Origin of the sequence: Paraburkholderia sp. J76, from assembly GCF_905220295.1 — a bacterium.
Taxonomy (GTDB): Bacteria; Pseudomonadota; Gammaproteobacteria; order Burkholderiales; family Burkholderiaceae; genus Paraburkholderia.
Window position 1 is genome coordinate 1 of the sequence record NZ_CAJMZJ010000006.1, and the last position, 24,239, is coordinate 24,239.

The 24,239-nt window shown below is 65.5% G+C and carries 24 protein-coding genes; 8 read left to right on the plus strand and 16 right to left on the minus strand.

Going from position 1 to position 24,239, the window contains the following annotated elements; translation table 11 throughout:
• Positions 1-1,122: 1,122 nt before the first annotated feature.
• The 3 genes from U5768_RS13195 to U5768_RS13205 all read right to left on the minus strand — a co-directional run bounded on the left by U5768_RS13195 (position 1,123) and on the right by U5768_RS13205 (position 3,631).
• Positions 1,123-1,521 (minus strand): hypothetical protein, encoded by a 399-nt coding sequence (locus U5768_RS13195; protein ID WP_322030848.1) that lies wholly within the window; start codon positions 1,519-1,521, stop codon positions 1,123-1,125.
• A 229-nt stretch (positions 1,522-1,750) separates the two neighbouring features.
• A complete protein-coding gene (locus tag U5768_RS13200; RefSeq protein ID WP_322030849.1) occupies positions 1,751-2,203 on the minus strand; it encodes a zinc-finger-containing protein in 453 nt (150 codons plus the stop codon).
• A gap of 159 nt (positions 2,204-2,362) precedes the next feature.
• Complete coding sequence (locus U5768_RS13205; protein WP_322030850.1) at positions 2,363-3,631, minus strand: MFS transporter; 1,269 nt, start codon at positions 3,629-3,631, stop codon at positions 2,363-2,365.
• A 235-nt stretch (positions 3,632-3,866) separates the two neighbouring features.
• On the opposite strand from U5768_RS13205, the gene U5768_RS13210 reads away from it, so the two are divergent.
• Both U5768_RS13210 and U5768_RS13215 read left to right on the plus strand, forming a co-directional pair.
• Complete coding sequence (locus U5768_RS13210) at positions 3,867-4,427, plus strand: hypothetical protein (protein WP_322030851.1); 561 nt, start codon at positions 3,867-3,869, stop codon at positions 4,425-4,427.
• A 140-nt stretch (positions 4,428-4,567) separates the two neighbouring features.
• Positions 4,568-5,887, plus strand: coding sequence for a DUF2325 domain-containing protein (locus U5768_RS13215; protein ID WP_322030852.1), 1,320 nt, complete (start codon positions 4,568-4,570; stop codon positions 5,885-5,887).
• A gap of 47 nt (positions 5,888-5,934) precedes the next feature.
• Here the strand turns inward: U5768_RS13215 and U5768_RS13220 are convergent, their stop codons facing one another.
• From U5768_RS13220 to U5768_RS13230, 3 genes are read right to left on the minus strand one after another with little or no spacing between them, the layout of a single operon-like run.
• Complete coding sequence (locus U5768_RS13220; protein WP_322030853.1) at positions 5,935-6,348, minus strand: winged helix-turn-helix domain-containing protein; 414 nt, start codon at positions 6,346-6,348, stop codon at positions 5,935-5,937.
• Between the two features lie 49 nt (positions 6,349-6,397).
• Complete coding sequence (locus U5768_RS13225; RefSeq protein WP_322030854.1) at positions 6,398-7,006, minus strand: nitrogen fixation protein NifQ; 609 nt, start codon at positions 7,004-7,006, stop codon at positions 6,398-6,400.
• 37 nt (positions 7,007-7,043) lie between these two features.
• A complete protein-coding gene (locus U5768_RS13230) occupies positions 7,044-7,472 on the minus strand; it encodes a TOBE domain-containing protein (protein WP_322030855.1) in 429 nt (142 codons plus the stop codon).
• 231 nt (positions 7,473-7,703) lie between these two features.
• Here U5768_RS13230 and U5768_RS13235 point away from each other — a divergent pair, with 231 nt between their 5' ends.
• The gene (locus tag U5768_RS13235) at positions 7,704-8,558 is read left to right on the plus strand and encodes an extracellular solute-binding protein (protein ID WP_415913906.1); all 855 of its coding nucleotides are present in this window, start codon (positions 7,704-7,706) and stop codon (positions 8,556-8,558) included.
• Positions 8,555-10,426 (plus strand): ATP-binding cassette domain-containing protein, encoded by a 1,872-nt coding sequence (locus tag U5768_RS13240; protein WP_322030857.1) that lies wholly within the window; start codon positions 8,555-8,557, stop codon positions 10,424-10,426. The genes U5768_RS13235 and U5768_RS13240 overlap by 4 nt, the downstream gene beginning before the upstream one ends.
• Before the next feature lie 377 nt (positions 10,427-10,803).
• Here the strand turns inward: U5768_RS13240 and U5768_RS13245 are convergent, their stop codons facing one another.
• The 7 genes from U5768_RS13245 to U5768_RS13275 form a co-directional block, all read right to left on the minus strand.
• On the minus strand, positions 10,804-11,826 hold the full coding sequence (locus tag U5768_RS13245) for a hypothetical protein (RefSeq protein WP_322030858.1): 1,023 nt from the start codon (positions 11,824-11,826) through the stop codon (positions 10,804-10,806).
• Positions 11,827-12,167: 341 nt separating this feature from the next.
• Positions 12,168-12,764: a thioredoxin fold domain-containing protein gene (locus tag U5768_RS13250; protein ID WP_322030859.1), complete on the minus strand. Its 597-nt coding sequence runs from the start codon at positions 12,762-12,764 to the stop codon at positions 12,168-12,170.
• Between the two features lie 171 nt (positions 12,765-12,935).
• On the minus strand, positions 12,936-13,508 hold the full coding sequence (locus U5768_RS13255) for a hypothetical protein (RefSeq protein WP_322030860.1): 573 nt from the start codon (positions 13,506-13,508) through the stop codon (positions 12,936-12,938).
• Positions 13,509-13,695: 187 nt separating this feature from the next.
• The gene (locus tag U5768_RS13260; protein WP_322030861.1) at positions 13,696-14,175 is read right to left on the minus strand and encodes a nuclear transport factor 2 family protein; all 480 of its coding nucleotides are present in this window, start codon (positions 14,173-14,175) and stop codon (positions 13,696-13,698) included.
• Positions 14,168-14,887, minus strand: a complete 720-nt coding sequence (locus U5768_RS13265) for a TetR/AcrR family transcriptional regulator (RefSeq protein WP_322030862.1) — start codon at positions 14,885-14,887, stop codon at positions 14,168-14,170. The genes U5768_RS13260 and U5768_RS13265 overlap by 8 nt, the downstream gene beginning before the upstream one ends.
• Positions 14,884-15,921 (minus strand): DMT family transporter, encoded by a 1,038-nt coding sequence (locus U5768_RS13270; RefSeq protein WP_322030863.1) that lies wholly within the window; start codon positions 15,919-15,921, stop codon positions 14,884-14,886. The genes U5768_RS13265 and U5768_RS13270 overlap by 4 nt, the downstream gene beginning before the upstream one ends.
• Positions 15,922-16,026: 105 nt before the next feature.
• Entirely contained in the window at positions 16,027-16,851 is an 825-nt protein-coding gene (locus U5768_RS13275; RefSeq protein WP_322030864.1) for an AraC family transcriptional regulator, read from the minus strand.
• A gap of 189 nt (positions 16,852-17,040) precedes the next feature.
• Here U5768_RS13275 and U5768_RS13280 point away from each other — a divergent pair, with 189 nt between their 5' ends.
• On the plus strand, positions 17,041-17,718 hold the full coding sequence (locus U5768_RS13280; RefSeq protein WP_415913895.1) for a YceI family protein: 678 nt from the start codon (positions 17,041-17,043) through the stop codon (positions 17,716-17,718).
• A 13-nt stretch (positions 17,719-17,731) separates the two neighbouring features.
• Here the strand turns inward: U5768_RS13280 and tdh are convergent, their stop codons facing one another.
• Together tdh and U5768_RS13290 are read right to left on the minus strand one after the other, a co-directional pair.
• Positions 17,732-18,763, minus strand: a complete 1,032-nt coding sequence (gene tdh / locus U5768_RS13285; RefSeq protein WP_322030865.1) for an L-threonine 3-dehydrogenase — start codon at positions 18,761-18,763, stop codon at positions 17,732-17,734.
• A gap of 17 nt (positions 18,764-18,780) precedes the next feature.
• Positions 18,781-19,980, minus strand: coding sequence for a glycine C-acetyltransferase (locus U5768_RS13290; protein ID WP_322030866.1), 1,200 nt, complete (start codon positions 19,978-19,980; stop codon positions 18,781-18,783).
• 162 nt (positions 19,981-20,142) lie between these two features.
• Between U5768_RS13290 and U5768_RS13295 the strand changes: the two genes are divergently transcribed.
• From U5768_RS13295 to U5768_RS13305, 3 genes are all read left to right on the plus strand, one after another.
• Entirely contained in the window at positions 20,143-20,796 is a 654-nt protein-coding gene (locus tag U5768_RS13295; protein ID WP_322030867.1) for an XRE family transcriptional regulator, read from the plus strand.
• A gap of 98 nt (positions 20,797-20,894) precedes the next feature.
• Positions 20,895-21,302 carry a DUF2471 family protein gene (locus U5768_RS13300; protein ID WP_322030868.1) on the plus strand — a complete coding sequence of 136 codons (408 nt, stop codon included), beginning with the start codon at positions 20,895-20,897 and terminating at the stop codon, positions 21,300-21,302.
• Between the two features lie 95 nt (positions 21,303-21,397).
• Positions 21,398-22,390 carry a tyrosine-type recombinase/integrase gene (locus U5768_RS13305; RefSeq protein WP_322030869.1) on the plus strand — a complete coding sequence of 331 codons (993 nt, stop codon included), beginning with the start codon at positions 21,398-21,400 and terminating at the stop codon, positions 22,388-22,390.
• Positions 22,391-22,495: 105 nt separating this feature from the next.
• Here U5768_RS13305 and U5768_RS13310 read toward each other — a convergent pair whose 3' ends face one another.
• Entirely contained in the window at positions 22,496-23,701 is a 1,206-nt protein-coding gene (locus tag U5768_RS13310) for a DNA-binding protein (protein ID WP_322030870.1), read from the minus strand.
• Between the last annotated feature and the right edge of the window lie 538 nt (positions 23,702-24,239).

The following is a 24,239-nucleotide window of genomic DNA, read 5'->3' on the forward strand; positions in this document are numbered from 1 at the left end:
AGCGGCCTCCGTTAGCGCGTGCAAGCGTGCGCACGAGCGCGCCGGCGCAGGCGCGCGCTGCGCGGCGGGTCGTTCGCAATGTGTGGTTGAACTGGTTCATGTCGAAGCACCGGCGTTGGGTTTATTGCGCGAATCCCTCGCGCGGCGCGTACGACCAGTCGGGTCGGCTGGAACATACGCGCGGGGATCCGTTTTACATCTCGTCTGGTTCAGACCCGAAACACGCGCGCTCGCAGGTCTCGCCAGCGCGCGGCGAGCCGCGATTTCCGGCAGGGCGGCGGAGCGCTCGCGCGCTCACGCGCGCCGAGTACATCGGGATGGAGGGAGTGCTGCGTTTGCTGCAGTCTGGACAGGTGCGGCAAAAGAAGGCCGAAATTCATACTGGTTCTCCTGGCGTCGCGGCGGACGCGTTAGGGAGGAAAGCCAGCAGACCCGGCAGAGCGCAATCTTTCAGCGCGCGGCGGCTCGCGTCTGCCCGCTTTCCTCAGTGCAATTCGAAAGGAAGCGGCATAACGGATAACTGTCACTGTCAGACATCGGAACTCCTTATCGTCACGGCGGCCGGTGCTGGAGGCTTCGACCGGGCGTTGGCCCGAACGCGAAGCGGCCCCAAAGGCGCGCAAGTGTCGATCCGCGCGTCGCGCTGGAGGGCGCAACGAACGAACCGTGCCGCAAGCGCGCATCGATCAGGGCGGGCTTAGGGCGCGATGTCGGCCATCCGCGGCGCGCGATACGGTCAAAGTGACGGTCACGGCGCTGCGGCGTCGGTCGACGCTAATCAAGAGTGCACGAGGATTTACTGCTGGACGCGCACCATCTGCCTGGCTGGCAAGACGGCGGCTGATAGAAAGGGAGCGCGGACGTCCTGCCGGTCAGGCAGCGAAACTGTTCGAAGATCGACAACTGCTACTGTCCAAGGCGTCAGCCCCTTTTGTTAAGACGGGCGAATTTTAGGCGCGCCACCTGTCCCAAGTCAACACGATTCGCGTCCCGCGTCAAATCTCGTGCCAATGTCGCCACAGGCCCGGCTGGCGGGCCGTATCGGTTCGATCCGCCACAACGGTTAGGTAACCTTCGTGCAAGGCGCATGCCCGGTGCGTGTGGGCACGCTTTCGGCACGCGTCAGGCGCTCTTGCGCAATGCCTGCTGGCTGGTTTCGCCGGCGCCCATGCGTTCGAGCCGCTCGCTTGCCTCGGTCAGCGCCCACAGCGGCGCGCTTTGTAGCTGTCGGTCGTATACGTTCACGAGCTGGGCGATGGCATCGAAGTCCGGTTCTTCCAGTCGCCAGCCGCCGCCCGTGTTGCCGCGCTCGAAGCAGGCGATCAGCACGGCATCGGCTGCGCGCACCTTTTCCGCTTCAAGCACGCCGTATCCGGCCTCCGCAATCGATTGCGCGAGCACGTGAGCGTGAAGCAAAGCGCGTGCGTCGTCGCCGGTGCCGCCACGGCGCAGCGCCGCGAGCGCGAGATGGACTTGCAGCGCAAGCTCGTTGGCGACCGCGTGCGGGATCGGCAGCAACATCGACTTGCTGCGTCGGGGACGACCGGCTTGCGAGCGTTGCGGAAAAGGGATGGTCCTGACCATGGGAAGGGCAAGTAAGAGTCTGTTCCGTGCAATAACGGCACGCCGCGCCGAAGGTTAAGCGTCGATCCGCAAATCGAATGTAACCATCAGTGACAGCCATGCGCCGGGCATCGCGCCGCCGGGCAGGCGATCTCGCGGTTAGTTGCATCAACGACGCGGGGCAACCTCAGCGCCGCTCGTCGTCTCCAGGCCGCGCGGCCATGAACGCCTCGATGTGGGCGATGGCCTGCTCGCACTGTTCGAGCGTGAGGAGGTGAATCGACGGATTCGGCAGGTCGAAGCCCAGTTCCTCGCCGAGCCAGCGGATGGCCTTGCCGCGCGCTTCGAAGGCGTTGACCTTGTCGCGCCGCATTTTCGCGGCCACCAGCGGTTCGAGCGCGTCATGCAGGCGGCTCTTGGCGTCGCGCAGGGCGGCGTTGGCAAGCCGGCCGAGCGGCACGTTGCGCGTGCTGCGCGCGGGCACCCCGATCCAGGCCTCGCAGGGCATGCAGACCCAAAGCGGACCGTGATCGTCGCGATACGGGTAGGCCTCGTCGGCAAAACGCGCGAGCACTGCTTTCGCGCCGCAGTAATCGCACAGCGGCTGCGGCAGCGCCTTGACGGGGCGGCCTACGCGCATCGGGCACTCCTCAGGGCGATGGTCAATGAATGCATGACTTGAAGGGTGGATGAGCCAAACGGCAGCCCGCCGCGAGCGGGCCGTAGAGAAAGGATAACGGCAAACCCCGGCGTGCGGCATCGGCGGGACGGGGCGCCGCAGGCCGCGGCGCGTGCGCGACTAGTTTGCGCTCGCGGTGGCGCGCGTTTCTTCGCGCTCGAGCGAGCGCGTGTCGCGCAGGGCCGGGAACAACCGCATCCACAGCAAGGCAACGCAGATCGTCGCCACGCCGCCCACGAGCACGGCGCGCTGCGCGCCCCACCAGCCAGCCGTCAGCCCCGATTCGAACTCGCCCAACTGGTTCGACGTGCCAATGAAAAGCGAATTGACCGCGCTTACGCGGCCGAGCGTTTCGTCGGGCGTGCGCAACTGCACGAGCGACGTGCGCACGACCACGCTCACCACGTCCGAGGCGCCCAGCACCGCCAGCGCCATGAGCGACACGACGATGTTGTGCGATAGCCCGAACGCGATCGTCGCGCAGCCGAACACGATCACGCCGCCGAACATCGCGAGGCCCGGGCGGCGCCGCAGCGGAAAGTGCGCGAGCCAGATCGAGCCCGCCAGCGCGCCCGCGGCCGTTGCCGAGCGCAAAAGTCCGAGCGCGATGGGTCCGGCATGCAGGATGTCGCGGGCGAACACTGGCAGGAGCGCCGTCGCGCCGCCAAACAGCACCGCGAACAGGTCGAGTGACAACGCGCCGAGAATCACAGGCTGCGAGCGGATGAACGCGATGCCCGAAAACACCGATTCGAGCGTGACAGGAGCACGCGCGGGCGGTTTGGCGCGCATCGGGATCGTGCCCGAGAGCGTGGCCGCCGCCGCGAACGCGAGCGAGCAGGCCGCGTAGGCCGGCGTCGCGCCGATGCCGTACAGCAGGCCGCCCAGCGCCGGGCCGACGATGTTAGCGGTCTGATTCGCCGAAGTGGACCAGGCGGTGGCGTTGGGCAGTTGCGAGCGCGGCACCACGCCCGGCAACAAGGACGAAATGGCGGGCGACTCGAATGCGCGCGCCGCGCCCACGCACGCGGCGAGCCCATAAATGAGCGGCGCGCTCAGCCAGCCGCCGAGCGTGCCGGCCGCGAAGGTCAGTGCGGCGCCGCATTCGATGAGCTGGCAAACGGAGGCGATGCGTCTGCGGTCGTACCGGTCCGCCACGTGGCCGACGACGAGCGTGAGGCAGAACATCGGCAGAAACTGCGCGAGGCCCACGAGACCGAGCGCGAACGCGCTGTGAGTGAGGGCGTAGATGTGCCAGCCCATGGCGACGGCAAGCATCTGGAACGCGAACGACGACAGCACACGCGCGCCATAGAAACGCTGGAAGCCGCGATTGCGCGAAAGACTGGGCGGGTCGTCGGAGACCGCGTCCGGAGAGGGTGTGATCATTGAACTGCGGAAAAAAGCGAAAAGTCAGGCGCGCAAGCGCGGCGCAAAACGGCAATTTTAGTTCATGCGGCGTGGCGCCACAGGAACACCGGACCGCGCGATTCATGCGCTGCATCTCTGAATCGTTATATCCTATAGAATACATCGGACGAACATCAGCAGACGGAGGCATCAAGTGGCGAGTAGTCGGCGCTTCGTAAGCGCTAGCTCGATATCGCAGGCGCGAGGCGCGCCCATGCCCGCCGGCGCGGACGGCTTCGCTGCCACGATCACTACGCTGCGGCCCGCGTCGGGGCACGAACGCGCGGAATTGATCCGCGATGTGATCGACGCGTTCAGGCGGCTGCGCAACAGCATCGAGCGCTTCGAGCGCATGCTGGCGCGCGGCTACGACAGCGGCGAAAGCGGCGCGCGCGGCGGCGCACAGGCGGCGCAAGCCGGCGCGTCGTTGCAGCCGCTCCTTCTCGCGCTCTCGCGACGCATCGATCTGGCCCGTTTCGCCCGTCAGCGCGAACTCAAGCGCGTCATTCGCGACGCGCGACGCCTCGACAAGACGCGCGATGCGCTTTTCAGCGACGCGTTTTGCCTCGACACCGAAGCGCTGCGCCGAACCGCCGCCGAACTGGAGCGGCTCGACGCGGCCTTCGTCGGGCTCGGCGTGGAACATGTGCTGGCGCAGCATGCAAACGCAGCCGAAACACGTTCGGACGCGGATCGCTCTGTGGCCAAGGCAAAAGCCAAAGCCGTCGCCGTCACCGCTGTCGCAACAGCGCTCGTGCGCCAACCCGCAGCCTGAACCGCGCTGCCAACCGCCAGCCGGTTTTCGTTATATTCCATGATATATTGCGCTGTCGGCGCGGCTAGTTGCGGGCGGCGAGCCGTATTGAGGCACGCCCCCACGCACAGCCCCGCGTTGCGCACCGGACAGAGGTCACCATGCACGCACCGCCGTTCCGCCTCGCCCGCACGCCGGGCGGCACATCTGCCGAAGAAAACACGCTGCGCGTTCTGGCGAACGCAGACTGCTGCGGCCCCTCGCCAGCCGAACTCGCCCGCGCGCGGCAGCGCACGCGCCTCGTCGAACTCGACTCCCATCTGCACTGCTCCATCATCGGCACCTGCCTGAGCACGCACGAGCTGCGCAAGCTGGTGCCGAAATTCGCCAGGCTCGATGCCCAGCGCGCGAGCGATCTGGAGATCCACCACGCGGCGGTCGAACTGGCGATAGAAGGCGGCGCGGGCAGCAAAGCGCTGCAAAAGGCCCTCGATACGCGTTACGCGGGCGCGGTGCGCCGTTTCGCCGCCGCGCGCGACGCGCAAGCCGTGCTCGCGCTCTGGAACGAATCGCTGGCGAACGGCGACATCCCGCCCGCGTACTGGGCGCTGATGACGCATCCGGCGACGACGATGGAAGTGCGCCAGGCCGCGTTCGGCGAACTGCACATGCTTTCGCATCTGGTGGGCGCCGCCAATCGCGCCGACTTGCGCCGCCTCGTGGCACTGGAGGCGGAAAACGCCCAACTCCAGGCCAGGATCGAGCGCCAGCAGGCGCGCCTGCACGAGATGAGCCGTGAGCGCGACGCGGCGCGCCATGCCCTCGATGCGCAAACCGCGCAACTGGCTGCGCTGCGCGAAACGACGCCGCAGCAGGCGCAACTCGAAGCGTTGGAGGAAGCGCTCGCGGCACGCGACGCGCGGCTCGCGCTGCACACGAGCCGCCGCGAAATCGCCGAACAGCGCGCGAACGCCGACGCCGCCGCGCTCCATACGCTGCGCGCACAACTCGACGAAGCCCATGCGCTGATCGACGCCTTGCGCGCCGAAGTGCACGCCATGGAACAAACGGCGCAGCCGAACGAAGACCCGCAGGCGCACCGCGCGCTTCCCGTGGACGCGCTCAAGGGCCGCCACATCGTCTACGTGGGTGGCAGGCCGGGTTCGAATCACGCGCTCAGGCGCTGGGTGGAGGCAGCGGGAGGCGAGCTGACCATCCACGACGGCGGCGTGGAGGATCGCAAGGGCCTGCTTGCGGCGGCGCTCGCGAACGCCGATCTCGCGGTGTTTCCCGTGGACTGCATCGACCACGATTCGATGAGCATGCTCAAGCGCGTGTGCGAACGGCATCAGGTCACGTGGCACCCATTGCGCACCGCAAGTCTTGCGAGCTTCGTCGAATTGATGATGCGCCTGCATGCGAGCCCGACGCCCACGCTCGCCGCGGTGCCCGTCTCGCGTTTCTGCCTGCGCCACGGCTAAGCGGCTAACGTCGGCGGCAGCGCGCCGCCGCGTCGGATCACGTCATGTCAGCGCTTTACGAGTTTGACGAGCGCCTCGATCTCGGCCTCGCAAACCGAAGCGGCGCGCGCCTCGATGCTGCGATACAGGCGCACGATCTCCTCGCCCACCGGCGTGAGCATGCTGCCGCCGCCGCTCTGCCCGCCATGCTCGGAAACCGTGGCTGGCGACTCCAGCGCGCGGTTGAGTTCGTCCATCAACAGCCACGCGCGCCGGTACGACATGTTCATGCTGCGCGCCGCAGCCGAGATCGAGCCATGCTCGCGAACGGCTTCGAGCAGCGACACCTTGCCCGGCCCGAGCGCAATCGTGCCTTCATGAACGATACGCATACGAAAACGCACTTCGGGTTGGGCCGGTTTCTGCGCCTGCTCAGGCGCGAGAGCTTCTGCCTGTGGCTGATCGTTGGGGGACTTGGTCATGCGCGCAAGCATACACGATGCGTGCCGCGCGCCGCTGCGCTACCAATGGCTATCGCCGGGCAGGAAAGCAGAAGCCGAAGTCCTCGCAGCCGGGACAACCGGGCGCCGGGCCGGGCGTCGCGCCCGACGCCAGCGCAAGCTCGCGCGCCAGTAGTTTCTTCCAGCGCAAGCCTTCCACGTTGCGCGCCACGACCTCGGGAAAGAAGCGCTCCAGCATGCGCGTGACGTCATCGCGGCCGCGCAGGCCCAGATCGCGCCACAGATGATCGGGGCGCAGGCACGCATGGGCAATGATCGCGGCGAGGCAACGCACGTCGTGGGGATCGGCTTGCGGCGCGGCGAGCGACACGAGAAAGGCGTGCATGGCCGCGGCGAATGCCGCATGCGACGCATCCGTGACGACGCGCGCGTGCGGCGCTTCAGCCGTCACCGCACACACGAAGTGCCGCGCGCCGAGTGCGTCGATCTGTGCGAGCGACAGCCCCAGCAACGGCAATTCGCCGCGAACCTCGCGCGCCGCGACGAGCCGCGCGAAAAGCCACGCATCGCGCGTGCGCGGCGGCGCTGGCGCTCCCGTCAGGGCATCGCAACGCGCGGCCGCCAGCGCATCGAAATCGTTCGATGGCGGCGCAGCGGGTTTGTCGCTTATCGCATTCATCGCATTTATCGCATTCACCTGCGATCGCGCTAGCGCATCAACCGTCTACGCCGACGATCACGCTCGATGCCTTGAAGAGCGCCGCAGCCTGCTTACCTGCCGCGAGGCCGAGACGATCGACGCTCTCGTTCGTCACGATGGCCGCGATTTGCGCGCCGCCCGGCGCCGCGAGCACGACTTCCGCATTCACCGCGCCCTTCGTGACCGACGAAACGGTGCCCTCGACGACATTACGCGTGGACACCTTGCTCGCGTCGCCATCGACCATAAGGATCACCGACGATGCCTTCACGAGCGCGAACGCCGGCTTGCCCGCGGCGAGACCCAGCGAAGCGGCGCTGCCATGCGTGATGATCGCGACGATTTCAAGCCCGCCATCGGCGCGCAACGTGACTTCGTCGTTGACGGCGCCGGCCTTGACCGCGCTGATCTGGCCAGAGAAATGATTACGGGCGCTGGTACGCATAAGGGCCTCCACAATTGAACAGGACAATGGAACGGGAAAAAGCGCGAAAGGACTGAACCCCAGTTTAGCCGTGACAGCGCGAAGCGCACAGGCATGGATCGCCAAAATAGCCATTTGGATAAGCACATGAATCCAGCAGTCCATCGTAATATATGGGCCTTTATAACGGACGGGGTGTCGAACATGTTTATCCGCAAGCTGGTGGCTACAGTCGTCATGATGAGCGGTGTAATGGGGGCGATGGGGGCGATGGGTGCAGCCACCAACGCATTCGCCGACGAAACCGACGTCAACGTCCTTTATGCGGGCTCGCTCGTGAACCTCATGGAAAAGAGCGTGGGCCCCGCGTTCGAAAAGGAAACGGGCCTGCATTTCAAGGGCTATGCGGCTGGCTCGAACAAGATCGCCAATGAAGTGAAGGGCAAGCTGCGCCGCGGCGACGTGTTCATCAGCGCGAGCCCGAAGGTCAACACGAGCCTCATGGGCGAGGCCAACGGCAATCATGTTTCGTGGTACGTGAATTTCGCCGAGTCGCCGCTCCTGATCGGCTATAACCCGAAGAGCCGTTTCGCCAACGACTTCAAGACGAAGAAGTGGGACCAGGTGCTCCAGGAACCGGGCATCCGCATTGGCCGCACCGACCCGAAGCTCGACCCGAAGGGCGCCTTCACCGTGGAACTCATGACGAAGGCCGCGCAGGCGTACAACCAGCCCGACCTCGTCGAGAAAACGCTCGGCGCGCCGGAAAATCCCGAACAGGTGCTGCCGGAGGAAACGCTCGTTGGCCGTTTGCAGTCGGGTCAGCTCGACGCGGGCTTCTTCTACTCGACCGAAACTTCGGACCTGAAGATTCCGTCGATCCATCCCGCGCCCGAACTGAACATCAAGGCGAACTACACTCTCACGATCCTCGGCGACGCACCCAATAGCGCCGGCGCCGCGCGCTTCGTGGACTTCCTGCTTTCGGCGGAAGGACGCAAGCTGCTCGCCGAGCACGGCGTGGACGTGACGAAGCCCACGGTCGCCGGTCAAGCGCAGGCGATCCCGCCGTCGGTCCAGGCCGTGATCGACGCCGCGCAGCAATGACACGAACACGAGCCGCGCAGATCACCGCGCAGGCAGCGGTGAAGCGCTCTCAGCCGCTCTGGTGGCTCGGCGCCCTGCTCGCGGTCTATTTGTGCGCGCCGTTCGTCGCAAGCATTCCGCAGATCGGCCAGGCCGACTGGGCCGGCGTCGACTGGCGCGCCACCTGGTCGGCGGTTGGCGTTTCGGTGGCGAGCGCGAGCGTGGCCGCGCTCGTCATCCTGCTGGGCGGCGTGCCGCTCGGCTACTGGCTCGCGCGTTCGCGCGCGCGCGGCATCGCGCTCCTCGGCTTCGTCGTGCAGTTGCCGCTCGCGCTGCCGCCGCTCACGAGCGGCGTGCTGCTGCTTTTTCTCATCGGGCCATATAGCGGCATCGGCCAGCTCTTCGGCGGCTCGCTCACCGACTCGTTCACGGGCATCGTGCTCGCCGAGACCTTCGTGGCCGCGCCGTTTCTGATCGTCGCGGCGCGCTCGGCATTCAGCGCCGTCGATCCCGTTTACGACGACGTCGCCGCCACGCTCGGCCATCGCGCCGCCAGCCGCTTCTTTCGCATCACGCTGCCGATTGCGTGGCCCGCCATCCGCGCGGGCCTGGCGCTCGCCTGGCTGCGCGCGTTCGGCGAGTTCGGCGCGACCGTCATGGTCGCCTATCACCCGTATTCGCTGCCTGTTTATACCTACGTCGTGTTCGGCGGCCAGGGCCTGCCCGCGATGATGCCGCTCCTGCTGCCCACGCTCGGCATCGCGATCATCTGCGCGGTGCTCTCCGTCTATAGCCGGGGCGCGCGCTCGACGCTGGCGGTGAACCTCGACAACGGCGACGAACTCACCGGCATCACGCCGGCCGCCGCCGCGGCGGAGAACACCGACCTGCGTCTCGCCTTCGCGGCGCGGCGGCATCTCGGCGCGTTCACGCTCGACGTTGCATGGCAGCCGCAAACGCGCCGGCTCGCGATCATCGGGCCTTCGGGTTCGGGCAAATCGCTCGCGTTGCGCATCATCGCCGGGCTCGAACGCAACGACGCGGGCCACGTCACGCTCGGCGCAACCAACCTCGGCGCGTTGCCGCCCGAGCGTCGCCAGATCGGCTATATGCCGCAGGATTACGGGCTCTTTCCGCACATGACGGTGGCGCAGCAACTCGCGTTTCCTGTCGACGCCGACGCCGCCAGCGCGCGTTACTGGCTGGCGCACCTCGGACTCGACACGCTCACGCAGCGCCTGCCGCGCCAGCTTTCGTTCGGCCAGCGCCAGCGTGTGGCGCTGGCGCGCGCGCTCACGCGGCACACGCCGCTCCTGCTGTTCGACGAGCCGTTCGCCGCGCTCGACACACCGCGCCGCCGCCGTCTGCAGCAGTCCCTGCGCGCGCTGCAACGCGAGGTGGGCGCGGTGACGGTGATCGTCACGCACGACCCCGACGAAGCCGCGCTCCTCGCCGATGAAGTGCTCGTGATCGAACAGGGACGCGTGCTCCAGGCGGGCGCCGTGGCCGACGTGTTCCAGCAGCCCGCCACGCTGCGCGTGGCCGAACTGCTCGGCCTGCACAACGTCGGCGAAGGCATCGTGCGCGCGGGCGGCGCGATCGAAACGTCGATGGGATTGCGTCTGCCGTGCGCCGATACCTCGCTTGCGGTGGGCTCGCGCGTGATGTGGCGCGTCTCGCCGCGCGCGCTCGTCGCGACGCAGGAGGGCGCGTGGCGCGGGCGCATTGCGGGCACGTCGCTGCGTCACGGCGACTGCTACGTTGCCGTCGAGATAGCGGGAGAAACGTTCGATATCGCCGCCGAAGATGCACCGGCATCGCAATCCAGCGAGTTGCGCTTCACGATCGACGCGAACGGCGTGCTTGCGTGGCCCGCACCCGGCGCCTGATCCACGGCCCCTGAAAACGCTCACCTTTCGCGACGAAGTGCGAGCCGCGATGTCTCGACCGACGAAAAAAGGCCCCTTTTCAAGGGGCTTTTTGCCGGCTTTCGCATAAGCGGTTAGCAATTCGAAGCACCATTTCGCACCGTTTCGCACCCTTTCGTACCGATCCCGAAAACGCTCACCTTTCGGCATTTCGCGCCCGCGCACGCAAGGTTTTGGTTGCCAATACCTGGCACTGAGCAATATTCGCATCCCTTAACCTGGGACTCCCAGGAAAATCTTGCGCGCCGAAACCAGGTTCTCCTTTCCATCGGGATCACGAAACTTCCGATGCAAACGCGGCTCCCGGATCTTCTCACCTATGACCCGCGCGGCGACGTTCAGATCATGAAGCGGCTGTCTTCCACGAGCACTCGCGGCAACGGTTGAAGGTCGGCGCGCGCGAAGCGCACCAGCGAGAAGGCGCGCAAGCCTTGCGGGCTCGAGGGCAGGCGTGCGAGCGGGAACGTGATCGAGGCGCTGTTGCCTGGGCCGCCGTTCGGAAGCAGGACGTTCATCGGACTCAGGCAGATTTCGCGCATTTCGACGTTCGTGTACTGCGCGGGGTTCGCGAGCACCCTGCAGATCACCGTAAGCTGATGTTCGAGCGCTTCGCTCTTGAGGCCGAGCGCGGCGATCTCGCTCTCGTTCTGTGCGATCTGCGCCTCGACCTTGGCCACTTCGGCCACGTTTTGCGCAGCATGCTCGCCCAGCATGCGTTGCGTGCCAGCACCGTGACGCGTGAGCAGTTGCAGACGCGTTCTGAGAAGCGCTCGCTCCTGTTCAAGCACATCACGTCGCGATTCGTCGGCGCCGATCTGCTCCAGCCCTTCGAGTGCGATCTGCTCGACCACGCGCTCCACGATCTGCTCGCGAAGCTCGCTTTCGGTTTCGCCGCATACGCGCACCTGGTGGTCGTCGAAGCTCAGCGTCGTCTGCATGACATCGGTGTGCACCTCGTCGCCATGCAGTTCGACGCCGAAGGCGCGCCGCTCGTTCAGGGCCATGCCGAGCACCGCGTAAGTTTCGCGCGCAAGCGGGTGATTCCCGAACCACGCATGCAGTTCGGGCGAACGGCTCAACACATGGCCGACCTCGTCGGGCGCCGCGAAAAACGCGTGGATATAGGGATCGCTGGACCAGGTGGCGGCGCTCGCTTCGCGCGCGAGCGGCATGCGATCCACCACGTTGCGGACGTACGCAACCGATTGCGCGAGCGCGGGAACAAGCCGTTCGCGCCAGCCGGGCGCGAGCTTCAGTGTGGGGCTGAGTACGAGCAGACGCGCGATGAGCGTCTGGATTTGCGGCGATTCCGGCGCCGGCTTCCTGCGGGCGCGCGGCCAAAGCCTGTCCAGGATACCCATGGAAAACTCCGTTGCAGACAGCTTGCGTGCGGCAGCGGCGAAGCGTGGAGCGCACAACGAATTCTCTTGTCGCGAACGACTATACCGCGAATCACGGGCCGGCCGCCGCGGCGCAGAACGGCTTTCGCTACGTGCGTACTCCCGGAAACACTCACCTTTACGCCAAGCTTCGCCGCCTCTGAGCGAAGCGAAGAATTCCATGGAAGTGGGCGCGCGATATCCGTCGCCAGGAAAGGTGAGGCTTTTCGGGAGGAGCGCAACAAGCTCAACGCCTGGAACGCCTCACCTATCGTTGTATCGGTGAACTCACCATGTGGCGGCTCGCTCACCACCGCGCGCGCTCAACGATACTTCTGCAATTCGGCATCGGTGACCGGTTGCGCCGGCAGATTCAGCATGCCCGGCAAGTCGTTCAGCTTAGGCAAGCCGCTGACGTCGGCCCAGCGGCCGCCCGAACCTTGATAGACAAGCGTAGGCGTCCCGTCAAATCCGAGGTCTTGGAAGAGCTTGATGTTGTTGTCGAGTTTGTTCCTGTCAACGACGGGAACCTGCGCGAGCGGCGCGATACCGCCGGATTCGTCTTTCTCCGAGTAGTGCGTTTCGAGTTCCTTGAGCAGCGCGGCGCCGTCTTTCGCTTCCAGCAGCGCAGCCGCCTTGCCGGCCGAATCGGGCTTCAGAAAACCCATAGGAATCCAATGCACCTGCAAACCCACTGCTTCATACGGTTGCAGCGCTTTCCACACCAGGTGACAGTAAATACAGTTTGGGTCCATGAAGACATAAAGCGTCGACTTCACGTTCGACCCATTCGCACCTTCGACGATCGCACTCGCATTCTGCAAACTGGCGGCGGCCGTTGCGGGCAACCAGGCGGGCTCGGGGGCGTCTGCGGCCATGGCGGCAGCGCTCAAGGCTAGTGCGCCCGCGGCGATCAGCAAGCGTGGGAACTTCTTCATTGCTTTCCTTTGAGCTGGATAGCGCGCGACGTCTCGCGCCCTGTAAACGAAGGCTCGTATCTTAGGGCGAGGCCGTGACGCACGCCTGACGCCAATATGGCAAAGGCGTCAGGTTATCAGCAAAGGTGAGAGTTTGCGGGAGGCGGTAGAAGACTAAAACTTGAACCGCAACTGAAACCCGATCGTAAAGGGAAGATCGTCGGAAGGTATCGGCGGGATGACGATGAAGTTCACGCCCACGCGCTTGTACGCGACCATCACGACAGGCGCCACCACGGGCCCGATCGTATGGTTGTGGCCAAGACCCCAGTTGCCATAGTTGTAGCCGGAGATGATGCCGCCCATCGCCGCGAGCCGCACGAAGCCCCAGTGCAGGAACTCAGGCGCCCACAACGCGCCGCCATAATAAGAGGGCCTGCGCAGCGAATTGCGAAAGCCGCCTGCCGTGAGCGCCCACGTGTCGCCAGGCCAGCATTCGATGCCGAGACCCGGGTTGAATTGTTCGAAGTCCTTGTCGGGATGGATGTGGTACGAGCCCACCATCGCGTCTACCCAAAGGCCCGAACTACACCAGTTTGCCGCGCGCGCCGGTTGCGACGTACCGAACAGCAGCAGCGGCAAGAGCACCAGGGCAGCCGCCGCGCCGCGTTTCGTTTTCTTCGCTTTCGTTAGCGCGCTCTGTGCCGTTCTCGTTGCCGCGTCACGTTGCTTTTGCCAAAACCGCATGGGCTCTCCGTGCTTTATTGCGCCGATCCGCTATGGGGCCGTCTGTTTTCTGATTGCTGGTTCGCGGTGAATGACGAACTGTACCGCAACCCGATGCGCGCGCAATGGAGTCCAGGCTCGGATCGGGCAACCCGCTTACCGCTGACATGGTGCCAGCGCCGCGAGTCGTCCCGATGAAAGCGAAGCGTCAGAGCCCGAGGTCGGAAAGGCCTGGATGGTCGTCGGGGCGGCGCCCGAGCGGCCAGCGATAAAGACGATCCGCTTCGCGGATCGGCAGGTCGTTGATCGATGCGTGGCGGTGCGCCATCAGTCCGTTCGCGTCGAATTCCCAATTTTCGTTGCCGTACGAGCGGAACCAGCTACCCGAATCGTCGTGCCACTCATAGGCGAAACGCACCGCGATGCGATTGTCCGTGTACGCCCACAGCTCCTTGATCAGGCGATAGTCGAGTTCGCGCGCCCACTTGCGCGTGAGAAATTGGACGATCGCTTCGCGGCCCGTGACGAACTCGGCGCGATTGCGCCACACGCTTTGCGGCGTGTACGCGAGCGAAACGCGCTGCGGGTCGCGCGTATTCCAGCCGTCCTCGGCGGCGCGCACTTTCTGCATCGCGCTCTCGCGCGTGAACGGCGGCAGCGGCGGACGCACTTCGGGCGTATCACTCATGGTCTTGCTCCTTGCGTTGGGCAGCGCGCCGGGACGGTGCGCGTGAAGAGGATGGGCGTGGGGACCGGCCTCGGGACTGCGGGGCGCTTTTCGGCGTGAGGGCTTCGAGCAACGATCGGCCTGCCGCGCGAGCGTCGAGCGCTGCGTCGGCGTCGCCGCTGACGAGCGCGACGCCGATTGCGCCGTCGATCAGGATGAGCCACTGGCGCGCGAGGCGTGCGGCGACCCGGCGATCTGCGCCGACGCTCGCGGCCCACGCATCGCTCTGTTCGCGCACGAAGTCGAGCAGGCGCGCCTTGTGTTCGCGCGCGACCACGCGCACGGGGTCGTCGGGCGACGCGATTTCGCCCGCCGCGTTCAGAAACGCGCAACCGTGAAAGCCCGCTGACCTGAACCACTCGCGCAAAACGTCGAACATGCCGATGAGGCGTGCCTGCGGCGTGCGTCCGCGCGCGAGCGTGCCGGCGATGAACCAGCGCATCCAGCGCTCGTCGCGCCGCGATAGCGCAGCCGCGACGAGCGCGTCCTTCGATTCGAAGTACGTGTAGAAGCTCTTGCGCGCCGCGCCCGCTGCGCGAACAATTGCATCGACGCCCGTGGCGTGAATGCCGCCCGCGTAGATCAGCGCCTCGGCGGCGTCGAGCAGACGCGCGCGCGCGTCTGCCTGCGCTTGCGCGTTCGCTTCAGGGTTCGTTGCAGCGGGCAGGCTCATGGATAATCTCGTTCAGCGGGAGAATGATCGTTCTCCCTCGCCCGTAATGTAGAACGATCATTCTCCCGCGTCAAGACACCTTGCGGCCGCAGCGCATTGATGCGATCCCAAAGCGCGCGTCCCGAAACCGCGAATACGGCAGCCACGACCAGCGTAAGTCCGAGCACGCGCGTGAGCGTCAGCGGCTCACCGAGCAGGATCGTGGCAAGCGCCACGCTCGACACGGGCGCCACCGCCGTAAAAACGGCGGCCTCGCCGCCCGGCACGCGCGCCGCCCCCGCGTACCAGAGCCAGAATCCGCCCACGGTCGGCACGAGCGCGTAATACGCCACGCCGAGCACGGCGTTCAGCGGCACGGCGTGGGCGGAGCCAAGCCAGCCCGGTAGCGCGCACAAGCCCGATACGACGAAACCGATTCCTGTCATCGCGCCCGCCTGCGCAAGCGGCGGCCACGGCCGCGAAAGCCGTTTGTTTAGCAGGACGAACAAGCTCTCGCACACGACCGCGCCGAGTATCATCGCATCGCCGGTGAGCGAGCGAGCGCCATCGCGATGTTCGCCCGGCGCGAGTGTGACCATGGCCACGCCGAGGCTCGCGATCGTCACCGAAACGAGCGTGCTCGCGCGCAGCCGCTCGCCCAGCACCAGCGCCGCCGTCAACGCGCAGACGGCGGGAAGCGTGCCAAGGATGATGCCGGCGTCGCTCGCGGAGGTCCGCTGCGTGCCCGCGATCAGCAAAACCGTATAGCCGACGCTGCCGATGGCGGCCTGCGCGACGAGCAACGACGCGTCGCGCAGCCCGGGGCGCGGAAACGCCGTGCCGGTTAAGCGCATGAGCAGCAGAAAGAGCGGCAACGCAATGCCGAAGCGCAGCGCGGTCGCAGGCAGCGGATCGAGCCCCGCGCCGATAGCCTTGCTCGCAATGACCGTGCTGCCCACGGTCAGCATGGCGCCCGTCAATTGCCAATGCGCGCGGGATCGGGAAGAAAAGGTTGGGCGACGCGCGCTTTCGCGCGACGGCAGTCGTATCGACATGGAGCGCTCCTCGTGGTGATACGCCTGTATAGGCTCACCACGGCGCGCCGTCTTGGATCGATGTGCGTCGGTGTCAGCGCGTAAGACGTTTGCGGCGTGCGAGGCTCAGGCCGCGCGCGCGAGCCGGTAACGGCCCGGCGATACGCCGAACTGCCGCGCGAAGGCGCGATTCAGGTGGCTCTGATCGCAGAAACCAGCGGCCAGCGCGGTCTGCGCCGGCGCGTTTCCCGCCTTGAGCAGACGCCGCGCGAGCGCCACGCGGCGATGCAGGATGTAGCCATGCGGCGCAACGCCGAACGCGCGCAGGAAGCCGCGATGGAGCTGGAAGCGGCTCAGCCCCGCCGCCCGCGCGAGTTCGGCGAGTGAAAAGGGCTGGGCGGGATCGGTGTCGATCATGTCGCGCACGCGCGCAAGCGACGCCGGCGAACACTGCGCAAGCGCACGCCGGTGGCCGAGCGCCCCGACGAGCCGCGCCATGACTTCGAGCGCGGCGGCGTCGAAGGCCTGGCGGGAGAGATCGCTGCCTTGTCGGGTTACGTGTGCGAAGGCCGCGTCGAACAGCGCACGCAATCGCGGCTCGCTGATCACCGGCGCGTGAAGCGCGAACGCGGCGTCGTCGCCTTGCGTGATGTCGGCTTGCAACGCGTCAACCCAGCGCGGCTCGAAATACAGCATGCGCCACGTGCGCCCACCCGCGTCGAGCGGACGGCCGTCGTGCACTTCGCCCGGATTGACGAGGATGAGGTCGCCCGGCAAGGCCTCGACCTGACCAGCGTCGCTCAGCGAGATATGGCCGCCGCGATCGATCACGCCTATGCCGTACTGATCGTGCGTATGGCGCCCGAACGAGCGCGCGGTGGCGGCCGTCATCGCGTCGACGTCGCGCACGAGCGTGGCGTGAAAACGCACGGTGTGGTTCGTGGCTGGCATGGGTCGGCTCTCCGCTCGTTCGAACTCCAATGGGCGTATGAAACCCGAGTTTCGCGCGGCGCGCAATGTGCGCGTGGTCCGGGCGGCCATTACGATCCGGCCCCGTCGCGTTATGCTTCGCGAACCGAATGGAAGAAACGCAGGCCGTTAATCGTACTTACGGATATCGGCGAACTAAAGGGAGATGAGATGAAAGACCGGCAGCCTGTGTCGATTGCGCCGCTCGTTCGCGGCTCGCGCCGCGCTTTTTGCATGGCGCTGTGCGCGGCGAGCCTTGCCGCGTGCACGCCGCTGCGCGTGGTCACGCACAGCGTGAGCCGCACGGAAGCCGACGTGCCGCCCGGCCACTACGTGCTCGACGCGCATCACTGGAGCGTCGTATTCGACGTCGATCATTTCCACTATTCGCGCTTCGTCATGCGTTTCGACCGCGCGCAGGCGGCGCTCGACTGGCAGGCGGGCGGCCTCGAAGCGGCCACGGTCGACGTGACGATCGACGCCACGAGCCTCGACACCAACGTCAGCGCGCTCGACGCCATGGTGAAAGGCCCGCAAATGCTCGATGCGCAACGTTACCCGGCGGTCCGTTTCACGAGCACGCACTTTACGCGCACGGGCGAGGGGCGCGGCACGCTCACGGGCAATCTCACCCTACGCGGCGTCACGCAGCCGGTCACGCTCGACGTTACATTGAACGGTTACGCGCCGAATCCGCTCACGAAGCAGCCCACGCTCGGCTTCACCGCCACGGGCCATTTCAACCGTTCGGCGTTCGGTTTGACTAGCTGGTATCCCGCCGTGGGCGACGAGATCGACGTGCGTATCGAGGCCGAATTCGAGCAGCCCGCGGCAGCCGTTGCGCAGTAAAACCGCCGCGCGTTCAGGCGGCGCTCCAGTCGAGAATCACCTTGCCGCTCTCGCCCGACAGCATGGCCGCAAAGCCCTTTTCGTAGTCGTCCACGTTGAAGCGGTGCGTGATGATGGGCGAAAGATCGAGCCCGCTTTGCAGCATCGCGACCATCTTGTACCAGGTCTCGAACATCTCGCGGCCGTAAATGCCCTTGATTTCCAGCCCCTTGAAGATCACCTGGTTCCAGTCGATGGCGGTCTGCGCGGGCGGAATGCCGAGCAGCGCCACCTTGCCGCCGTGATTCATCGACTCCAGCAGCGCCGTGAACGCGCTCGGCACGCCCGACATTTCGAGCCCCACGTCGAAGCCTTCGGTCATGTGCAGTTCGTTCATCACGTCGCGCAGCGACTCGCGCGAAACGTTCACGGCACGCGTCGCGCCCATCTTGCGCGCGAGTTCGAGGCGATAATCGTTGACGTCCGTGATCACGACGTTGCGCGCGCCCACGTGCTTCGCAATCGCCACGGCCATGACGCCGATCGGCCCCGCGCCCGTAATCAGCACGTCCTCGCCGACAAGATTGAACGAGAGCGCCGTGTGCGTGGCGTTGCCGAACGGATCGAAAATCGCGGCGAGATCGTCGGAAATCCCGGGCGGAATCTTGAATGCGTTGAACGCCGGAATCACGAGATATTCGGCGAACGCACCTTCACGATTCACGCCCACGCCCGTCGTATTGCGGCACAGATGGCGCCGCCCCGCGCGGCAATTGCGGCAGAAGCCGCAGGTGATATGCCCTTCGCCCGACACGCGATCGCCAATCTGAAAGCCGCGCACCTCCTGGCCCATTTCGACGATTTCGCCCACGTATTCGTGGCCGACGTGCATCGGCACCGGAATGGTCTTTTGCGCCCAGTCGTCCCATTTCCAGATGTGGATGTCCGTGCCGCAGATCGCCGTCTTACGGATCCTGATCATCACGTCGTTATGGCCGACCTCGGGCTTTTTCACGCGCGTGAGCGTGAGTCCGGGCGCGCGTTCGAGTTTGGCGAGTGCTTTCATTTGATTCGTAATCCTTGTTAAATCACGCCAAGCTGCTTGCCGACGCGCGCAAATGCCTCGACGGCGCGTCCGATCTGCTCAGGCGTGTGCGCGGCGCTCATCTGCGTGCGAATGCGCGCGCGGCCCTTGGGCACGACGGGATACGAAAAACCGATGACGTAGACGCCCTCGTGCAGGAGTGCGTCGGCCATTTTCGAGGCGAGCTGCGCGTCGCCGAGCATCACGGGAATGATCGGGTGCTCGCCTGGCACGAGCGTAAAGCCGAGCGCGCTCATTTCGCGGCGAAACTGCGCGCCGTTTTCGTGCACGCGGCGGCGCAGTTGCGCACCTTCGTCGCTCGCAATCAGTTCGAGCACGGCAAGCGACGCGGCCGCGATGCTGGGCGTGAGCGTGTTCGAGAAAAGATAGGGACGCGAGCGCTGGCGCAGCAGGTCGATGACTTCCTGCTTCGCCGCGATATAGCCGCCCGAAGCGCCGCCCAACGCCTTGCCTAGCGTACCCGTAATGATGTCCACGCGTTGCAGGACGCCGCAGTGCTCGGGTGTGCCGCGCCCGTGTTCGCCGATGAAACCCACCGCGTGCGAGTCGTCGACCATCACGAGCGCGCCGTAGCGGTCGGCGAGATCGCAAATGCCCTTGAGGTCGGCGATGATGCCGTCCATCGAGAACACGCCGTCCGTGGCGATGAGCTTGTAGCGCGCGCCGGCTTCGTCGGCTTCTTTCAGTTTTGCTTCGAGGTCCGAAAGATCGTTGTTCCGGTAGCGGTAGCGGCGCGCTTTCGAAAGGCGCACGCCGTCGATGATGCTCGCGTGATTGAGTTCATCGCTGATGATGGCGTCTTCTTCGCCGAGCAGCGTTTCGAAGAGGCCGCCGTTTGCGTCGAAACAGCTCGAATAGAGAATGCAGTCTTCGGTTTTCAAAAACGTGGCGAGCGCGCTTTCGAGTTGCTTGTGCACGGTTTGCGTGCCGCAAATGAAGCGCACCGACGCCATGCCGAATCCGTCGCGCTCGAGGCCGTCTTTGGCGGCGGCGATGAGGCGCGCGTCGTTGGCGAGGCCGAGGTAGTTGTTCGCGCAGAAATTGAGCACGTCGCTGCCGTCCGCAAGCCGGATGTCGGCCGATTGTGGCGTGGCGATCACGCGCTCGTTCTTGTAGAAGCCAGCGGCGCGAATCTGGTCGAGCGTCGCGCGCAAGTGGTCGAGATACGGTGTACGCATGAATCGTGCTCCTCACATAGAGGCAAGGCTTGCCGCGTTTTGCCCGGCCTGCCCCGGTTTGCTTGGGTTTTGCTATAGTCGCCGTCAGCCGCAGGCGAATATTTCCGTTATTTCGAACGCCGGTTCGATATGTCGAACGCACTCTAATCGATGAGGCCGTGAATGGCAAGCACCCGCAAACCGCGCGCCGCACCGGCGAACGCCCTTCCTGACGCGAGCGCATCGCCTGCAAGTGGCGTACTGCCGCCGTCGGCCGCGCCCGCCACCGCACCGCCGCGCGTGGGCGAACAAATCCAGCGTCTGCGCGCCGAACGCAAGATGACGCTCGACGACCTCTCGCGCGCCGCGGGCGTCTCAAAATCCATGCTATCGGAAATCGAGCGCGACAAGGCGAACCCGACCATTGCCGTCGCGTGGCGGCTCACGAACGCGCTGGGCGTCAAGCTCGATTCGCTGTTCGCGGCGCCGAAGGCGCCCGAGGCGATCGCCGTGGCCGGGCCGCACGACATCCCGACGCTGCACGGTCACGACGCGGGCTATCAGTTGCGCGTGTGGGGGCCGATCGAGCTGGCCGGCAATTTCGAGTGGTATGAACTGACGCTCAAGCCCGGCGGCGCGCTGGTCTCGGCGGCGCACGAACCGGGCACGCGCGAGCATCTGACGGTTTTGCAGGGCAGCATCGAGGTCGAGGCGGCGGGCACGGCGCAGCGTCTGAAGGCCGCCGACACGGCGCGCTACATCGCCGATCAGCCGCACGCGATCCGCAACGCCGGTAAGGGGGAAGCGCGTGCGCTGCTGGTGGTGATTCATGGCTGAGCGCCCTCCTCACCGCTAACCCTGGCCGAACGGACGAGGCTGCGCGATGGGCCTGACTACTGTATATTTATACAGTGGAAGTCCGACTGGAGCCGTCGATGTCCCTCACAACCGAACTGCCGCGCGAGTCCGCCCTGGCGGCCTTGCGCTTCCAGGCCGCCGCGCGCGACCTCGAACTAATCGTCCGCAACATCGCGCAGCGCTATATCGCGCGTGAGGTGCCGCTCACCTGGCGGCTGCTGCACGCCATCGAGGCAGAAGCGCTTGCGGATCTCGGCTTCGCGAGCCGTCACGACGCCCTCATGCTCGGCCTCTTTCAACGGCCGGGCGATCTCGCGTGGCCCGAAACGGACGAAACCGTCGACTTCGGGCAATCAAACGCGCTGCCGGCCGTCTTCGCCTTCGCGGTCTCGGCCTATGAACGCGCAGCGCAATGCACGGAAGAATTCCGCCGACAGGCAGGCCCCGGCTATGCCGTTCGACGTGTCAGGGCGTGGGGCGGTTGATCGCACGCCGGCGGCGCGTCGTGCAGAACGATTGCCGCAGCGAGGATCTGCTATCGCTATAATAGTCGTGTAACGCAACTAACGGAATGATAGAGATGGCGTCCTCCACTTCCTCACGCGACCTCTTCGACCAGCAACGCCAGGATTGGCAACGCGACCCCGTCGCCGCGTTCGACGCCTGGCTCGCGTCGCAGGACTTGCGCCAGTCGTCAGCCGAGGTTTATCGCGTGCAGTGGGGACGCTTTCTCGAATGGCTCGCGCTCAAGCGCAAGTCGATCATGACTGTCGATACCGGCACGATCGCCGAATTCGTCGCGAGCCTCGAAGTGAAGAAGCCGCAGCGGCTTCGCTACCTGCGACTCATCGAACGCGTGCTCGACCACGTGCGTGAAATCGAACTCGCCTCGACCAACCCCGCACGCTTCATCGCCCAGGACGGCGAGGCCGCATGGCGCAACGCGCGCGAAAACGAACCGACCGGCTTCCTTGCGCCCGCTGAGCGCGCTGCGATCATCGGCCAGTTGTTCTCGCCGGTCGTCGAGCCCTCTGCCGCAAAACGATGGCGCGAGCGCCGCGACCGGGCGCTCGTCGCCATTTTCCTCGGCGGCGGATTGAAAACGGGAGACGCCATCGCGCTCACGCTCGACTGCGTGGCGATCGGCTCGGAGTGGGTCACGATCGAAGCCGCCAACCCGGCATTTACGCGCGTCACGCGACTGACGCCATTCGCTGTCGACGTGCTCGGCGCCTGGCTCGAAGCGCGCCGTCTCGCCGGACTCCCGGGGCAACTGGTGTTTCCGGGCTCGCCGTCGGGGCGCCCCATGCACAAGGCCACGGTGCTGCGCGCCATCGACGCATTGATGGAAGCCGCGGGCGTGGCCGAAACGCGTGCAGAGCGCGCGAGTCCGCAAACCTTGCGCAACACGTTCGCGGCAGAGTTGTTCGAGCGCGGCGTGGATACCGACCAGGTAGGGCAGTGGCTTGGTTTCCTGCAGCCGATCTCCGCGGGGCGGTTGCATCGCGCGTGGAAAACGTGGGCGGAACGCGAAGCGATGCCACACGCTTCGGGGGAAAGCGACAAGGCGTGAAACGGCAAGGCGGCGGGAGATCAGGCTTTCGAAGAAAGCAGACACGTCTCCCGTAAAAGCTCACGTGTGCGGCCCGGCCGACCTATCACGTATTTCCGTGAGCGCTCACGAAGCCTGTTCGTGCGAATGCTTGCCGGCCATGAAACGCGCGTAGGCCGCAAGCTTCGACACTCCTGTGCCCGACGTGTGCTCGCACTCTGGGCAACTGAATTCGAAACCCTCGTCCACTTCGGACAACTCCGGTTCTCCCTCGCGGCAATTAGGACAGCGCACGGGCAACGCGACGTGCCCATCGACCGAGGTGCCGAGGCTCGCCAACTCGGTTTCGCCCAACTGGCCGCCGGCGGCGAGTGAGCAAAGCACGGCCGCGACCGACGCGTCGAGTCCTTGCTGGGCGCGCAACGTCGTGACCTGCCGGGTCAGTTCATCCACTTCGTCGGACCGTTCGCGCAGCACGGCGTCGAGCCGGTCGGCACGGGCCTTCGCCGTCGCCAGTTGCTGGATGAAATCGAACTCCTTCTTGCTTGCGTCGCGCTGCGCCGCCTGCCAGGTCGACGACATCGAGCGCAACGCGTCGAGTTCGACCAGCATCGGCTTGACGCGCCGTTCGGCCTCGGCAAGCGCATCCTTGATCTGTTGCGCGTAGTGTTCCGTGCTCTTGCGCATGTCCTCGTGCAAGCCGTCGATGCGATCGCGCAAACCCGCGTTGGTCGTCTGTTCCGCCTCGATCCGTTTGCGCAGCGCTTCGTTTTCCGTCTCCAGGCGCTGGACCAGCACTTCGCGGTTGTCGCTCGCCGCGGCGCCCTGCGCGGACGTCGCGGCAAGCTGGCTTTCGAGTTCGCGTACCCGTTCGTAGGCCGCTTCCACGCGCGCTTCGCTGCGTCGGAGCATTTCGTCGGCGGCAGCACGGCGCGCTTCGGCTTCCCGGGTGGCCTGTTCGGCATCGCGACGCCCCGCTTCGAATTCCGCGCGCTCGGTCAGCAGCGCATCGCCTGCGTGCGCAAGCGCTTCCTCAAAAAGCGCGCCGAGCAGTTCGCCGGCGCGTTCTTCCAGTGCGGGTGGAATAGCGCCAGCGCCGACACGCACTTTTGATGTTGCGCGAATGCGCTGCCAGAACAGTTCGATATCTTTTGGGATGTCGCTTGCACTGCCTGTCTGGGTCAATTCACGGACGGCAGCCATGGAAGGCTTGATCTCGAAATCGAAGAACAACCGCTTGCAGGCATGTAAGGAAAGCTCCTGTCTGCGTGCTCCGTTTTTACGTAATTCCTCGATTTCTTCGCGGATTGCCTGGCGGTCCTGGTCTCGCATATTCGTCTTCTCGGCAGGGGAGTGGACGAATAATAACAAATTACGTTTTATTTGCTACGTTTTTGGGTGTCGGGGTTGATTGGTGCCGGGGAAGCGCTATCAGCGGGTAGTTTCCCGAGCTAAAAGGTGAGACTGACGACGTTGCTTCGTGAAACAAATCGAAGTTTGTTTCATAACCCCTTGTAAACGTTTGCGTTTTTGATCGAATTTTACTTCCATCCGTTGTTTCACGCGAGCGGTTGCAGCCTTGCGCCCGGCTTGGGACGTTTGTGTGTGGATATCTCCGGTAGCTCGCGGGGGATTCTTGCTTGAGAGATATAAAAGTAAACACCCTTGATACCGGTTAAAAACGTTAACGCCATGGCAAAGCCTTACCTGGCGTGGCTTTTCGGCCGGTCAGGTGAAGCTTTACGGGAACCTGGGTGAGTGCCTGCGGGAAGGTTGGGTGCGGGCCTTCGGGAACGCCGGTGAGCCACTGCGGGAAAGGACGTGAGCGGGTTCGGGAACGGGGCGATTCTTGACTTTACGGCAAGGGTGA